This window comes from Cupriavidus respiraculi, from assembly GCF_914271545.1.
Taxonomy (GTDB): Bacteria; Pseudomonadota; Gammaproteobacteria; order Burkholderiales; family Burkholderiaceae; genus Cupriavidus; species Cupriavidus respiraculi.
Genome location: NZ_CAJZAH010000004.1, coordinates 158,360 through 171,524, shown reverse-complemented (window position 1 = coordinate 171,524; position 13,165 = coordinate 158,360). Strand labels below are relative to the sequence as shown.

The 13,165-nt window shown below is 68.2% G+C and carries 12 protein-coding genes; 7 read left to right on the top strand and 5 right to left on the bottom strand.

The genetic code is table 11. The features are described 5' to 3' along the window. The first annotated feature begins 95 nt into the window (after positions 1-95). From LDO27_RS18700 to LDO27_RS18690, 3 genes are all read left to right on the top strand, one after another. Positions 96-1,349 (top strand): efflux RND transporter periplasmic adaptor subunit, encoded by a 1,254-nt coding sequence (locus LDO27_RS18700; protein ID WP_224043358.1) that lies wholly within the window; start codon positions 96-98, stop codon positions 1,347-1,349. A 273-nt stretch (positions 1,350-1,622) separates the two neighbouring features. Further along, positions 1,623-4,823 (top strand): efflux RND transporter permease subunit, encoded by a 3,201-nt coding sequence (locus LDO27_RS18695; RefSeq protein WP_224043356.1) that lies wholly within the window; start codon positions 1,623-1,625, stop codon positions 4,821-4,823. Positions 4,824-4,845: 22 nt separating this feature from the next. Then, on the top strand, positions 4,846-6,360 hold the full coding sequence (locus LDO27_RS18690; protein ID WP_377747708.1) for an efflux transporter outer membrane subunit: 1,515 nt from the start codon (positions 4,846-4,848) through the stop codon (positions 6,358-6,360). Positions 6,361-6,535: 175 nt separating this feature from the next. Here LDO27_RS18690 and LDO27_RS18685 read toward each other — a convergent pair whose 3' ends face one another. Continuing rightward, positions 6,536-7,798, bottom strand: a complete 1,263-nt coding sequence (locus tag LDO27_RS18685) for a phospholipase A (protein WP_224043354.1) — start codon at positions 7,796-7,798, stop codon at positions 6,536-6,538. A 109-nt stretch (positions 7,799-7,907) separates the two neighbouring features. Between LDO27_RS18685 and LDO27_RS18680 the strand changes: the two genes are divergently transcribed. Beyond that, complete coding sequence (locus LDO27_RS18680; protein WP_224043353.1) at positions 7,908-8,384, top strand: outer membrane lipoprotein; 477 nt, start codon at positions 7,908-7,910, stop codon at positions 8,382-8,384. A gap of 224 nt (positions 8,385-8,608) precedes the next feature. Here the strand turns inward: LDO27_RS18680 and LDO27_RS18675 are convergent, their stop codons facing one another. After that, the gene (locus LDO27_RS18675; RefSeq protein WP_224043351.1) at positions 8,609-9,667 is read right to left on the bottom strand and encodes an AI-2E family transporter; all 1,059 of its coding nucleotides are present in this window, start codon (positions 9,665-9,667) and stop codon (positions 8,609-8,611) included. 201 nt (positions 9,668-9,868) lie between these two features. Between LDO27_RS18675 and LDO27_RS18670 the strand changes: the two genes are divergently transcribed. Both LDO27_RS18670 and LDO27_RS18665 read left to right on the top strand, forming a co-directional pair. Beyond that, positions 9,869-10,096, top strand: coding sequence for a LapA family protein (locus LDO27_RS18670; protein ID WP_222207329.1), 228 nt, complete (start codon positions 9,869-9,871; stop codon positions 10,094-10,096). A 164-nt stretch (positions 10,097-10,260) separates the two neighbouring features. Next, positions 10,261-10,845: a BPSL1445 family SYLF domain-containing lipoprotein gene (locus LDO27_RS18665; protein WP_222207330.1), complete on the top strand. Its 585-nt coding sequence runs from the start codon at positions 10,261-10,263 to the stop codon at positions 10,843-10,845. 35 nt (positions 10,846-10,880) lie between these two features. On the opposite strand, the gene LDO27_RS18660 is transcribed toward LDO27_RS18665, so the two are convergent. After that, entirely contained in the window at positions 10,881-11,255 is a 375-nt protein-coding gene (locus LDO27_RS18660) for a TfoX/Sxy family protein (protein WP_224043349.1), read from the bottom strand. 133 nt (positions 11,256-11,388) lie between these two features. Here LDO27_RS18660 and LDO27_RS18655 point away from each other — a divergent pair, with 133 nt between their 5' ends. After that, positions 11,389-12,378, top strand: coding sequence for a cation diffusion facilitator family transporter (locus tag LDO27_RS18655; RefSeq protein ID WP_224043347.1), 990 nt, complete (start codon positions 11,389-11,391; stop codon positions 12,376-12,378). Here LDO27_RS18655 and LDO27_RS18650 read toward each other — a convergent pair. Together LDO27_RS18650 and LDO27_RS18645 are read right to left on the bottom strand one after the other, a co-directional pair. Further along, positions 12,288-12,545, bottom strand: coding sequence for a DUF3820 family protein (locus LDO27_RS18650; RefSeq protein WP_222207336.1), 258 nt, complete (start codon positions 12,543-12,545; stop codon positions 12,288-12,290). The genes LDO27_RS18655 and LDO27_RS18650 overlap by 91 nt on opposite strands. A 33-nt stretch (positions 12,546-12,578) precedes the next feature. After that, positions 12,579-13,139, bottom strand: a complete 561-nt coding sequence (locus tag LDO27_RS18645) for an AAA family ATPase (RefSeq protein WP_224043346.1) — start codon at positions 13,137-13,139, stop codon at positions 12,579-12,581. Positions 13,140-13,165: the final 26 nt, after the last annotated feature.

The following is a 13,165-nucleotide window of genomic DNA, read 5'->3' as shown; positions in this document are numbered from 1 at the left end:
GTCTCACCTTTCCGGCCGCCCTGGCGCGCCGGCAGGCGGCGTTCGTGCTTTTGCTTTTCCGGTTGAAGAAAACCCGAAGAATGGAGTGAAGAAAAATGAAGCAGCAATATCGACGCACCCTGATCGCGATCGCCATTGTCGCGGTGCTGAGCGTGGGTCTCGCGACCTCCGTCCTGCGCGGCGGCCATGGCGGCGAAGCCCAAGCCGTGGCGGCGCCGCAGGCAACCGCGGTGGACGTGGCCGCCGCCGTGGGCAAGACCATTACCGAGTGGGACCAGTTCTCCGGACGCCTCGAAGCGGTGGACCGGGTCGAGATCCGGCCCCGCGTGGGCGGCACCATCGACACCGTGCATTTCCGCGAAGGTGCGCTGGTGAAGAAGGGCGATCCGCTGTTTACCATCGACCCGCGTCCTTATGCCGCGGAGGTGGCGCGCGCCGAAGCCGCGCTGGCCGCGGCCCAGGTGCGCGCGAGCCACGCGCAGAGCGAGCAGGCCCGCGCGCAGCGGCTGCTCGATGACAACGCGATCTCCAAGCGCGAGTTCGACGAGCGCATCAACGCGGCCCGCGTGGCCGGCGCCGATGTGCGCGGCGCCCAGGCCGCGCTGGACGCGGCGCGGCTGAACCTGGCCTATACGCGCATCACCGCGCCGGTCACCGGCCGAGTCTCGCGCGCCGAAATCACGGTGGGCAACCTGGTGGCGCCCGGCGCCGCCTCGCCCGCGCTGACCACGGTGGTGTCGGTGTCGCCGGTGTACGCGAGCTTCGAGATCGACGAGCAGAGCTATCTGCGCTACACCGCGCCCGGCGCCGGTGGCGCCGGCGGCAACAACGACAAGCTGCCGGTGTTCCTGGGCCTGGCCAACGAGGATGGCCATCCGCACGCGGGCCGCATCCAGTCGGTGGACAACCGGCTCGACCCGCGCAGCGGCACCATCCGCGTGCGGGCGGTCTTCGACAACCCGGATGGCCGCCTGCTGCCGGGCCTGTACGCCAAGGTCAAGCTGGGCGGCGGCTCGCCCCATGACGCGGTGCTGATCAACGACCGCGCCGTGGGCACGGACCAGGGCAAGAAGTTCGTGCTGGTGGTGGACGGCGCCAACAAGCTGGCTTACCGGGAAGTGGAACTGGGCTCGACGTATGAAGGGCTGCGCGTGATCCGCAGTGGCCTGAAGGCCGGCGAGATCATCGTGGTCAACGGCCTGCAACGCGTGCGCCCCGGCGACGTGGTGGCGCCCAAGCCCGTCCAGATGGCGTTCAAGCGCGAACTGGACCAGAAGGCGGACCAGAAGGCCGGCACGCCGGAAGGCAAGCAGGCCGCGGCCGAGGCCAGCGAAGGCAAGAAGGGCTGACAGGTTTTGCGCCCCTCTCCCGCCAGCGGGAGAGGAGCGGGGGGTGAGGGTGAACGCTGGCGATGCTGCAAACGCTGGCAAACCACCCCTCACCCTAACCCTCTCCCCATGCGGGGAGAGGGGACCGGCCCCAGTCCGTCAACGCCCGTTGCATAAGCGCAAGCCCCAGCCCCAGCCCCAACCCCAAGCCACAAAAAAGCATTTTCAGCTCCCCGCTCTTCATGGCGCCTGTCATTCAGGCCTGCCAGGGGGAGCCTCTACGTCGAGACCATCATGAATTTCTCGAAATTCTTCATCGACCGGCCGATCTTTGCCGGCGTGCTATCGGTACTGATCTTCCTGATCGGTGCGATCGCCATGTTCAAGCTGCCCATTTCCGAATACCCGGAAGTGGTGCCGCCCTCCGTCGTCGTGCGTGCGCAGTTCCCCGGTGCCAACCCCAAGGTCATCGCGGAAACCGTCGCCACGCCGCTGGAGGAGCAGATCAACGGCGTGGAGGACATGCTGTACATGTCCTCGCAGTCGAACAGCGACGGCCTGCTGACGCTGACCGTCACGTTCAAGCTCGGCACCGATCCCGACAAGGCCCAGCAGCTCGTGCAGAACCGCGTCTCGCAAGCCGAGCCGCGCCTGCCCGAGGACGTGCGGCGCCTGGGCATCACCACCGTCAAGAGCTCGCCCGACCTGACCATGGTGGTGCACCTGGTCTCGCCGAACGATCGCTATGACATGACGTATCTGCGCAACTACGCCGTGCTCAACGTCAAGGACCGCCTCGCGCGCATCCAGGGCGTCGGTCAGGTGCAGCTGTTCGGTTCGGGCGACTACGCGATGCGCGTGTGGCTCAATCCGGAGAAGATGGCCGAGCGCCAGCTCGCCGCGAGCGACGTGGTGCGCGCGATTCGCGAGCAGAACGTGCAGGTGGCCGCCGGCGTGATCGGCGCCTCGCCCGCGTTGCCGGGCACCGACCTGCAACTGTCGGTCAATGCGCAGGGCCGCCTCAATACCGTCGAAGAGTTCGGCGACATCATCGTGCGCACCTCCGCCGATGGCGCCGTGACCTATCTGAAGGACCTGGCCCGCATCGAACTGGGCGCGTCCGAATACGCGCTGCGCTCGCTGCTGGACAACAAGTCGGCCGTGGCCATTCCGATCTTCCAGGCGCCGGGTTCCAACGCCATCCAGATTTCGGACGACGTGCGCGCCACCATGGAGGAGCTGAAGCAGAACTTCCCCGACGGCGTGGACTACAGCATCGTCTATGACCCCACGCAGTTCGTGCGCCACAGCATCGAGGCGGTGACGCACACGCTGTTCGAGGCCATCGCGCTGGTGGTGCTAGTGGTGATCCTGTTCCTGCAGACGTGGCGCGCGTCGATCATCCCGCTGCTGGCGGTGCCGGTGTCCATCGTCGGTACCTTCGGGCTGATGCACGCCTTCGGCTTCTCGATCAATGCGCTGTCGTTGTTCGGGCTGGTGCTGGCCATCGGCATCGTGGTCGATGATGCCATCGTCGTGGTGGAGAACGTCGAGCGCAATATCGCCGAAGGGCTGTCTCCGAAAGAGGCAACTTACAAGGCCATGCGCGAGGTGAGCGGCCCCATCATCGCCATCGCGCTGGTGCTGATCGCCGTGTTCGTGCCGCTGGCGTTCATGTCGGGCCTGACCGGCCAGTTCTACAAGCAGTTCGCGCTGACCATCTCGATCTCGACGGTGATCTCGGCCTTCAACTCGCTGACGCTGTCGCCCGCGCTGTCCGCGCTGCTGCTGCGCAGCCACGACGCGCCCAAGGACTGGCTGTCGCGCGCGATGGACAAGGTGCTGGGCGGCTTCTTCGCCCGCTTCAACCGCTTCTTCGGCGCCAGCTCGGACAAGTACGGCAAGGGCGTGAAGGGCGTGATCACCCGCAAGGGCGCGGTGTTCGGCGTCTACGCGGCGATGCTGGTGCTGACCTGGGGCGTGTTCCAGCTCGTGCCCAAGGGCTTCGTGCCCGCGCAGGACAAGCAATACCTGGTGAGCTTCGCGAAGCTGCCGGACGGTGCCACGCTGGACCGGACCGAGGACGTGATCCGCCGCATGTCGGAGATCGCGCTCAAGCACCCCGGCGTGGAATCGGCGGTGGCCTTCCCGGGCCTGTCGATCAACGGCTTCACCAACAGCCCGAGTGCCGGCATCGTGTTCGCCACGCTCAAGCCCTTCGAGGAACGCAAGAGCAAGGAACTGTCGGGCAATGCCATCGCCCAGCAGCTCAACGGCGAGTATGCGGCAATCCAGGATGCGTTCATCGCGGTGTTCCCGCCGCCGCCCGTGCAGGGCCTGGGCACCATCGGCGGCTTCAAGCTGATGATCGAGGACCGCGCCGCGCTGGGCTACGACGCGCTGTTCGACGCCACCAACGCCTTCGCCAACAAGGCGCGGGCCACGCCCGAGCTGGCCGGCATCTTCAGCAACTACCAGGTCAACGTGCCGCAGCTGGACGTGCAGCTCGACCGGGTCAAGGCCAAGCAGCTCGGCGTGCCGGTGACGGACGTGTTCGACACGCTGCAAACCTACCTGGGCTCGGCCTACGTCAACGACTTCAACAAGTTCGGCCGTACGTTCCAGGTCAAGGTGCAGGCGGATGCGAACTACCGCCAGCACGCCGACGACATCCTGCAGCTGAAGACGCGCAACGCCGCCGGCGAAATGGTGCCGCTGTCGTCGCTGGTGCAGGTCAAGCAGAGCTTCGGTCCCGACAGCGTGGTGCGCTACAACGGCTTTACCGCCGCCGACATGAACGGCGGTCCCGCGCCGGGCTTCTCGTCGGGCCAGGCGCAGGCCGCCGCCGAACGCATCGCCGCCGAGACGCTGCCCAAGGGCATCAAGTTCGAGTGGACCGAGCTGACCTACCAGGACATCCTGGCGGGCAACGCCGGTGTGTGGATCTTCCCGCTGTGCGTGCTGCTGGTGTTCCTGGTGCTGGCCGCGCAGTACGAGAGCCTGACGCTGCCGCTGGCCGTGATCCTGATCGTGCCGCTGTCGCTGCTGGCCGCCATGACCGGTGTGTGGCTCACCAACGGGGACAACAACATCTTCACGCAGATCGGCTTCATCGTGCTGGTGGGGCTATCCGCGAAGAACGCGATCCTGATCGTGGAGTTCGCCCGGGAACTGGAACATGAGGGCCGCACCATCGTTCAGGCGGCGATCGAAGCCAGCCGGCTGCGTCTGCGCCCGATCCTGATGACGTCGTTCGCTTTCATCATGGGCGTGGTGCCGCTGGTGATCTCCACCGGCGCCGGCGCGGAAATGCGCCAGGCCATGGGCGTGGCGGTGTTCGCCGGGATGCTGGGCGTGACCTTCTTCGGGCTGTTCCTGACGCCGGTGTTCTATGTGAGCCTGCGCCTGCTGGCCACGCGCGGCGAGCGCCGGCGGGCCGCCGCGGCGCCCGCGCCGCATGGGGCCGAACCGCACGCCATCGCCTCCGCTGAATAAGGTGTTCGAGATGACTACGACGATGACAACGCTATCGATGACCACTTCGATGACCACTTCGATGAAGCGCGCGCTGCCGCGCCTCGCCACGCTGGCCGCGGCACTGATCCTGGCCGGCTGCTCGCTGGCGCCGACCTACAAGGTGCCGGAGACGGCTTCCGTGCCGGCCTTCAAGGAAGCGCAGGCCGCGCAGGACGAGGGCGCGCAATGGAAAGTGGCTACGCCCGCCGAGGGCGCGGCCCGTGGCGAGTGGTGGAAGGTGTTCGGCGATGCCGAGCTCGACCGCCTGATCGCCGCGGCCAACGCGAACAACCAGGACCTGGCCGGGGCCGCCGCGCGGCTCAAGCAGGCGCGCGCCTTCACCGGCGTGGCCGAGGCGGACCTGTATCCGCAACTGAGCGTGGGGCTGGATCCGACGCGCTCGCAGCCGTCGGCCGCCTCGCAGGGGCTGCCCGACGGCACGCGCGTGTCGCCGCAGACGGTGCTCAAGGCGCGCGCCTTCGCCAGCTACGAGGTCGACCTGTTCGGCCGCGTGGCGGACAGCGTGCGCGCCGCGCGCGCCGAGGGCGATGCCGCCGAAGACCTGTATCGCTCGGTGCAGCTCGCGCTGCAGGCCGACGTGGCGCAGAGCTACTTCGCGCTGCGCACGCTGGACAGCGACCGCGAACTGCTCAAGGCCACCATTGCGCTGCGCGAGGACGCGGTCAAACTGCTCAAGCGCCGCTTCGACGCGGGCGAGACCACCGACCTGGACCCGGCGCGCGCCGAAGCCGAGCTGGGCACCGCACGCGCGGACCTGGCCGGCATCGAACGCCGCCGCGCCAACCAGGAACATGCGCTTGCGGTGCTGACCGGCGTGCCGCCGGCGCAGTTCGCGTTGGCCGCGCGTCCGTTCGATGCCGCGCCCGTGGCGATTCCCGCCGGACTGCCGTCCGAACTGCTGGAACGCCGGCCCGATATCGCGCAGGCCGAACGGCTGATGGCCGCGGCCAATGCGCGCATCGGCGTGGCCAAGTCGGCGTTCTTCCCGCGCATCACGCTGACCGGGCTGTTCGGCTTCGAGTCGGGCGACCTGTCCAACCTGTTCCGCTGGTCCTCGCGCACCTGGATGCTGGGGCCGCTGATCGGCTCGACCATCGCCGCGCCGATCTTCGATGGCGGACGCAACCGGGCCAACCTGAACGCGGCCCGCGCCCAGCACGAGGAAACGGTGGCGGGCTACCGGCAGACCGTGCTGGTGGCCTTCCGCGAGGTCGAGGACAGCCTGGCGGATGTGCGCTGGCTGAGCCAGCAGGCCACCGCGCTCGACGGCGCGCTGGCCGGTGCCCGCCGGGCGCAGCGCATCTCGCGCAGCCGCTACGACGCCGGTGCGGTGGACTACCTGACGGTGATCGACGCGGACCGCACCGTGCTGCAATCGCAGCGCGAGGCCAACCAGGTGGCCGGCCTGCGCGCCGCGGCCACGGTGTCGCTGGTGCGCAGCCTCGGCGGCGGCTGGGGCCCGGTGGAGCAAGGCGAGCCGGTGGCGGCGCGCTGAGCTTTGCCATTTGGCACTGGCGGGCGTTCACCCTCACCCCCGGCCCCTCTCCCGCTGGCGGGAGAGGGGAGAACACCGGCAGGGTTTGAAAAGTCTGCGGGTTTGCTCGCCTCTCCCGCCAGCGGGAGAGGGCGGGGGTGAGGGTGACCGGTCACCAGCACCACAAACGTCCGCCCTACCTCGACAACGCATAGCCGATGCGAAACTGCCACGGCATCTTGCGGTTGTAGTCCACCAGCGTCTCGCCATACCCCACGAAGTACCCCGCCATCAGATAGCCCGCGGTGCCCGGCAGCAGCCGGGCCAGCGGATAGCTGACCTGCGCATCCATGCTCCCCTTGCTGCCGCTGGTTCCCTTGCGCACCGTCGCGGCCAGTTTCCACGAGTCGGCCTTGCCGTATTCGACGCGCAGATCCACATAGCCGCGATAGCGCGCGATGTCCGGGTTCTCGTCCTTGTCGAGGTAGTAGTAGATCTTCGGCGCCACCATCCAATGCCAGCCGGCGGTATCGCCGAACGCCATGCGCGGCTGCACGTACAGCACGTCGATGCTGCGCGACACATCGCCGTCCTTGCCGTTGGACTCGTGCTCGATGCCGGCGGCGACGCCCAGCCGCGTCAGCGCGCCGCGCCGCACGCCCGTGTCCTCCACAAAATAGAAGAAGCTCGGCCGATAGGTCGTGTCATGGAAGGGCTTGGAGTCGCTGGCCAGATCCCATAGCGAAAACTGCGTGTAGCCGAAATACAGGTTCTCCAGCAGGCCGCGCGAGGCAGGATCGTCGCCCTGGTACAACCGGAACTTGAAGCTGAGCTGGAACTTGGCATTGCGGCCATGGTGCGCGCCGAACAGCAGATACATGGGCTCGTTGAGGCTGAGCCGTCCCCGGTTGCTGGCCAGCGTCTCGTTCGCCGCCGCCGGATCGCCCACCACGATGGGCTCGGTGGCCGTTGCCGCAGCGGCAGTTTCGCCCGTGGCCCGCGCTGGTTCCCCGGCAACACCATCCGGCGCGGGGCTTCGGCGCAGGGTGATGGTCATCGGCGCGGCGTCGAAATCGCGCAGGTCCAGGCTGACGCGGCCTCGCAGGCTCGCCGGCAGCTCAGTGCGATAGGAGATGGTGCGATATTCGCCGGGCTGGAGTTCGAGCACCGCCGGCCCGTCGTCCACGCGGCGCAGTGTGAGCGGCACGGGCGCCTGCATGTCCGCCGTCGCGGTCGCGACGATCGCGGCGGGTATCGCGAAGCGCCGCTCGTTTTCGTCGGCGCTGAGCATCAGGGTCAGCGTCAGCGGCTGGCTGGCCTCGACCTGCCGCGGAGGCTGCAGCACGGAGACGGCGGCTTCGCCGCCGGCGGGCCATGCGGCCGCCAGCAGCGCGGCCAGGCAGCCCGGCAGCGTCGCGGCCGCGCGGGAAAGGGCCGGGATCGCTTCAGGAAACGGCATGAGGCATCGCCGAAAGGGCTAAGGGGGGATATCGAAAACTTTCACTGCCGGCGGGGGCGGGCCGCTGGCTAAGATGAAATGCCCTTCCATGGCCCTTACGGTGACTCCCATGCGTGCATTCCTTGCCCGTGCCCTTGGCGCGACGATCGGCGTGCCTCTGGCCGCTGGCCTGCTGGCGGCCTGCGCGCCGCCCTCCACCTCCAGCGCGGTGTTCACCGGCGGGCAGGCGCAGCAGCGCCAGACCGTGGAGTTCGGCACGGTGGCATCGGTGCGCAATGTCACGATCCAGCCGGGGCAGAGCGGCGTGGGCACCGTGGCCGGTGCTGCGCTCGGCGGCATCGCGGCGGGCAGCAATATCGGCAGCGGCCGCGGCGCGGTCGCGGCCGGTATCGGCGGTGCGGTGCTTGGCGGCATGGCGGGCAGCGCGGCGGAATCGCGCATGACCCGCCGCGAAGGGCTCGAGATCACGGTGCAGCTCGACAACGGCCCGGCCGTGGCGATCACGCAGGACGCCGACGTGCCGTTCCGCGAAGGCGAGCGAGTGCGTGTGCTCACTGGCGGCGGCGTGACGCGCGTCACGCGCTGAGGCGGTGGGGCGGTGGCGGTGTCCGGGCAGCCTGGTGGCCACGGCATTGGTCAGGCGGTTGGCTTGCGGCACACGCATGCATCCTCCGGCGGGCTGTCCGGCCGAACGGCGCGCGCCGGCCCGGCCCGTTTCCGGGACGAGCCCGGCGTTTCACCATAGGGCCGGCGCCGGATGTTGCGTACTGAATCTTTTCTCGGACCCATCTGCGAGATTTCGATTTGCCCTCAGCGCCGGTGATGCATGTTGCCGTCCTTGGACAGCAGAATCGCCACCGCGCGCGTGGTGCCGAATTCGGCCAGCACCATGACCAGGCTCACGGTCAGCGGAACGGCGAGGAACGCGCCTGGAATGCCCCACAGCGAGGACCAGACGGCGATGCTGGCCAGGATGGCCACCGGGCTGAGGTTCAGCGAATTGCCCATCAGGTAGGGATCGACGATATTGCCGACCACGAACTGGATGACCGTCAGCAGGATCAGCAACAGCAGGATGTCGCCAGGCTGGCCGAACTGCAGCACCGACATGACCACTGGCAGCATCACGCTGAGCAGCGAGCCGAGATAGGGAATGAAGTTCAGCAGCGCGATCAGCAGCGCCCACAGCTCGGCGAACTCGAGCGACATCCAGCGCATGACCGCATAGCTGAGCACCGCCAGCAGTACGCCCAGCAGCGTCTTCAGCGCGAGATAGGTGCCGATGCGCTCGCTGATCTCCGCGATCATCACACGGGCCCGCGCCGCTTGGCCCGTGCCGCGGAAGATGGCCTCCAGCTTCTGCCCGAGCACCCGCCTTTCCAGCAGCAGGAAGGCGGCGTACAGCAGCACGACCACGATATCGACGAGAAACGACGACAGCGAGGCGATGGCCGTGCCCACGGCGGCCTGCAGGTTGATGCGCGCCAGCAGTTCGCGGCGCACCGTTTCCCAGGTCGGCTCGCTCTCGAATTCGAACAGCATCGAGACGGCCTTGAACACGCGCAGCGCCGCGTCCTGGTAGCGGGGCGCCAGCGCAATCAGCACGTCCTTGTTGGCCACCACCAGATTGACGGTGGTGACGATGACCATCGCGATGACCAGGATGGACAGCGCATAGCACAGCGATGCGGGCAGGCGCGGGCCGATCGCGGGGATCCGCTGCATCAGCGTGGTCAGGCCGATGATGATGTAGGTGACGATGATGCCGAAGACGATCGGCACCATCACCGGGCGGCCAATGTAGAGCACGTAGCCGATCACGGCGCCCAGCAGCACCGCCGCGACCGCCGACGCAAACCTGTTGTCCATCGCTGCTCCATCGTGGAAACCGCCGGGCGCGGGACGGCGCGGCTCACTGTGGCGTATTAAAGGCCCGAATCGCGCGGCCGCCAAGCTTCGAAGCGGCAGCGACGCGGGTCCGTGCGGGCCGGGACCGGCCACGCGAAGGAATTGCATTCCGCATCGCCGGCGGCTCTGCTACAACAAGACCAGTTCCCTGGGAGAGCTGCGATGAAATACGTCTACATCACGCTGATCGTGCTGTTCACCGCGGTGGTGCTGCTGTTCAAGTTCCAGAACCTGGATTCGGTCACGCTGACGCTGTTCCGGATGAGCATGACGCTGCCGGCCTCAGTCCTCGTGTTTCTGATCTACGTGCTGGGCATGCTGACCGGCGGTTTCGTGGTCAGCCTGCTGCGCGTGTGGGCGCGGGGCGCGATGGCCAAGGCCGGGGCCTGACGGCGTACGCGGCGGCGGGGGTGGCTGGTCCCGCCCGGCGATTGAAGCGGTTTCACCCCGTGATCTGAATCTTTTCGATTTGGCTTGCCCGGAGCGAAACGCTTTACCAAACTCCAGCCGGCTGTTCGCATATCGTGAACGGCACAAGTAGCCGGAGAGCAGACATGAACAGACGGGATTTCGTGATTCGCACCGCAGGATCGGGATTGATCGCTGGTGCCGCGCTGGCGGCGGGCTGCACCGGCACCGGTACGGGCGCCCCGCGGGATGACGCGGCGCGACGAGAGGAAATCGACGCGGGTGTCGATGGCGCGCTGAGCCGGCTGTATGGATCGGTGCCGAGCGCGCGCGAGCTGGGCAATCGGGCGCAAGGCGTTCTGGTGTTCCCCCGCGTGTTGTCGGCGGGGCTCGTCGTCGGCGGCGAGACCGGCGTGGGGGCCATGCGCGTCAAGGAAAAGACGACCGGCTATTTCCGCACCACGGCGGCCTCGTTTGGCCTGACCGCCGGGGGGCAGTCGCGCTCCGTCATCCTGATGTTCATGACGCCCGAGGCCTATGAAAGGTTCATGAACAGCCGCGGCTGGACCGTTGGCGCCGACGCCAGCGTGGCGCTCGCGCGGGTCGGCGCCAACGGGGTGATCGACACCAACACGCTGCGGCAGCCGGTGATCGGCTTCGTGCAGACCAATGCCGGGTTGATGTTCGATGTCTCGCTGAACGGCGCCCGCATTACCCGCCTGGATATCTGAGCGGTTGCCTTCGCTGCGGCGGCCCCTGGCGCGCGTTACCGCGCGCCAGGGGCGTTGGCCAGGCGCAGCGTCGCCTCCATGGCGGCGCGCGCCCATGCGCTCATTTCCTGCGGCGATTCCAGGCACTGGGCCGGCACGGCGAAATATGCGCCGATGGTGATGTCGCGGCCCCGGCTGCGATAGCGAAACGGCTCGCAGCCGGCTTCCTCGTAGGCGGCCCGCGTTCGCGCGTCCGTCTTCAGATAGCAGCGTCCCCCGCTGACCAGCCCGAACATCAATCCGTCGTAATAAAGGCCGTGGCCGCCGAACATCCGGCGCGCCGTGATCGGACCCACGCGCGCGGCCACGGGCGCCATCAGTTCCATCAGGTGGTCGACGAAAGGATCGCGCGGGCGAAGGGCTTGCGGCATGGCATGGCGTGCGGGCGGGGGATGGTGCGCATGTTAGCAGCGCCACCTTGCCCCGGGTGTGCTGCCGTGCGTCGGGTAAAGTGCCAACCGGAACGACAACACCGGTACAGCACGCATGCAAGCAGAAGAGAAGATGGCGGACCACGGAGCCGGGCGCGTGGACCCGCTCGCGGGCCCGTCGGCCGCCCGGCGCAGCACGCTGGTCAGCGTCGCGGTCAACGTGGCCGTGACCGCCGCGCAGGGGGTTGCCGGGCTGGTTTCCGGCTCCCAGGCGCTGGTGGCCGATGCCGTGCATTCGCTGTCGGACCTCGTGTCCGACTTCGTCGTCCTGTTCGCCAGCCACCAGAGCCGCAAGGGACCGGACGCCGACCACCAGTACGGCCATCAGCGCTTCGAGACCGCCGCGTCGCTGGTGGTGGGCGTGCTGCTCGCCGCCGTGGGGTTGGGCATGCTGTGGGCGGCAGTTGGCAAGCTCAACCAGCCGGCCGCCGCGCAGCCCGTCGGTGCGGTGGCGCTATGGGTGGCCTTGGGCACGCTGGTGGCCAAGGAGGCGCTGTTCCGCTATCTGTTAGCGGTGGCGCGGCGCGTGCGATCCGGCATGCTGGTCGCCAACGCGTGGCACGCGCGCTCGGATGCGGCCTCGTCGCTGGTGGTGGCGATCGGCATCGGAGGCAATCTGCTGGGATACCGGCTGCTCGATCCGGCGGCCGCCCTCGTGGTGGGGCTGATGATCACGCGCATGGGCTGGCGCTTCGGCGTGCAGGCCATGCACGATCTGCTCGACGGCGCGGCCGACGAGCAGACCGTTGCCGGCATCCGGGCCAGCATGCTTGCCACGCCCGGCGTGCTCGGCCTGCACGAGCTCAAGACCCGCAAGATGGGCGACCTGATCCTCGTCGACGTGCATCTCGAAATGGACGGCACGCTGACCGTGGAGCAGGGCCACGCGATCGCGATGGACGCCCGGCGGCGCGCGATGGCCCACGCCGGCGTGCTCAACGTGATGACGCACGTGGACCCGGTGCCCCGGTCTCAACCCCGCGAGCGGGAGCCCGGCGAGCCGGAAGACGTCGCGCCATGGCGCTGGCGCAGCGGTTCGAGCAGCGGCGACAGGCCGTTGTGATCCAGTTCCTGCATCAGCGCGAGCAGCCGCCCGATCTCGCCCTTGGGAAAGCCCTCGCGCGCGAACCAGTTCAGGTAGTTGCCGGGCAGGTCCGCGATCAGGCGGCCCTTGTACTTGCCGTAGGGCATGGTGCGGGTGACGAGCAGTTCGAGATCTTCGGGGTTCATGCCGGGAACGGGGGCGGGAGGACGTCGGCGGTGTCAGGCATGCCCGGAAGGCGGGCCGATCCGCTCGATGACGAAGCGTAACCTCTCTTGCACCGGGGCGCGAGGTAGTTCCACCAGTTCGTAGCCCAGCTCGCCGTAGGTCTGCACCATCGATGCGTAGGTGCGTTGCGCCAGTTCGGGATCCTGCTTGCGCTCGGCGTCCTGCCGGAAGATCTCCGGCCAGGGCGGCGCGATGAAGACCACGCGGTTGTAGCGATGCCGCGTGGCCGCTACATGGCAATGCGGCGGCACGGGAAGTCCGCACAGGGTCAGATAGCCGATCACGTCAGGTACGCCCCGGTCGAACAGCACGGGACCGGCATGCGCCTGCGCCGCGTGGTAGGAACGCATTTCCCAGCTCAGCATCAGTTCGGCAAACAGCGCAGGATCGCGCCATGGCAGCGCGGGCCCGTCGATGGCGGCCTGATGCTGGATGATGCCGCGCCCGGCCTCCAGCGAGCGGGCGTAGCCAAGGGCTTCCAGCCCATCGATCAGCGTGGTCTTGCCCGAGCCGGGACCGCCGGTGATGACATACAGGGAGTCGGGATGCTTCATCGTGCGTGTGGCGCAGGAAAACGGTG

Excerpts from the sequence above, each read along its gene's own strand:
- LDO27_RS18680 (WP_224043353.1), top strand. The coding sequence starts at position 7,908 with ATGCGTGCATTCCTTGCCCGTGCCCTTGGCGCGACGATCGGCGTGCCT.
- LDO27_RS18690 (WP_377747708.1), top strand. The coding sequence starts at position 4,846 with ATGACAACGCTATCGATGACCACTTCGATGACCACTTCGATGAAGCGC.
- LDO27_RS18695 (WP_224043356.1), top strand. The coding sequence starts at position 1,623 with ATGAATTTCTCGAAATTCTTCATCGACCGGCCGATCTTTGCCGGCGTG.
- LDO27_RS18700 (WP_224043358.1), top strand. The coding sequence starts at position 96 with ATGAAGCAGCAATATCGACGCACCCTGATCGCGATCGCCATTGTCGCG.
- LDO27_RS18660 (WP_224043349.1), bottom strand. The coding sequence starts at position 11,255 with ATGCCGCAAGCCCTTCGCCCGCGCGATCCTTTCGTCGACCACCTGATG.
- LDO27_RS18650 (WP_222207336.1), bottom strand. The coding sequence starts at position 12,545 with ATGAACCCCGAAGATCTCGAACTGCTCGTCACCCGCACCATGCCCTAC.
- LDO27_RS18655 (WP_224043347.1), top strand. The coding sequence starts at position 11,389 with ATGGCGGACCACGGAGCCGGGCGCGTGGACCCGCTCGCGGGCCCGTCG.
- LDO27_RS18675 (WP_224043351.1), bottom strand. The coding sequence starts at position 9,667 with ATGGACAACAGGTTTGCGTCGGCGGTCGCGGCGGTGCTGCTGGGCGCC.
- LDO27_RS18645 (WP_224043346.1), bottom strand. The coding sequence starts at position 13,139 with ATGAAGCATCCCGACTCCCTGTATGTCATCACCGGCGGTCCCGGCTCG.
- LDO27_RS18665 (WP_222207330.1), top strand. The coding sequence starts at position 10,261 with ATGAACAGACGGGATTTCGTGATTCGCACCGCAGGATCGGGATTGATC.
- LDO27_RS18685 (WP_224043354.1), bottom strand. The coding sequence starts at position 7,798 with ATGCCGTTTCCTGAAGCGATCCCGGCCCTTTCCCGCGCGGCCGCGACG.
- LDO27_RS18670 (WP_222207329.1), top strand. The coding sequence starts at position 9,869 with ATGAAATACGTCTACATCACGCTGATCGTGCTGTTCACCGCGGTGGTG.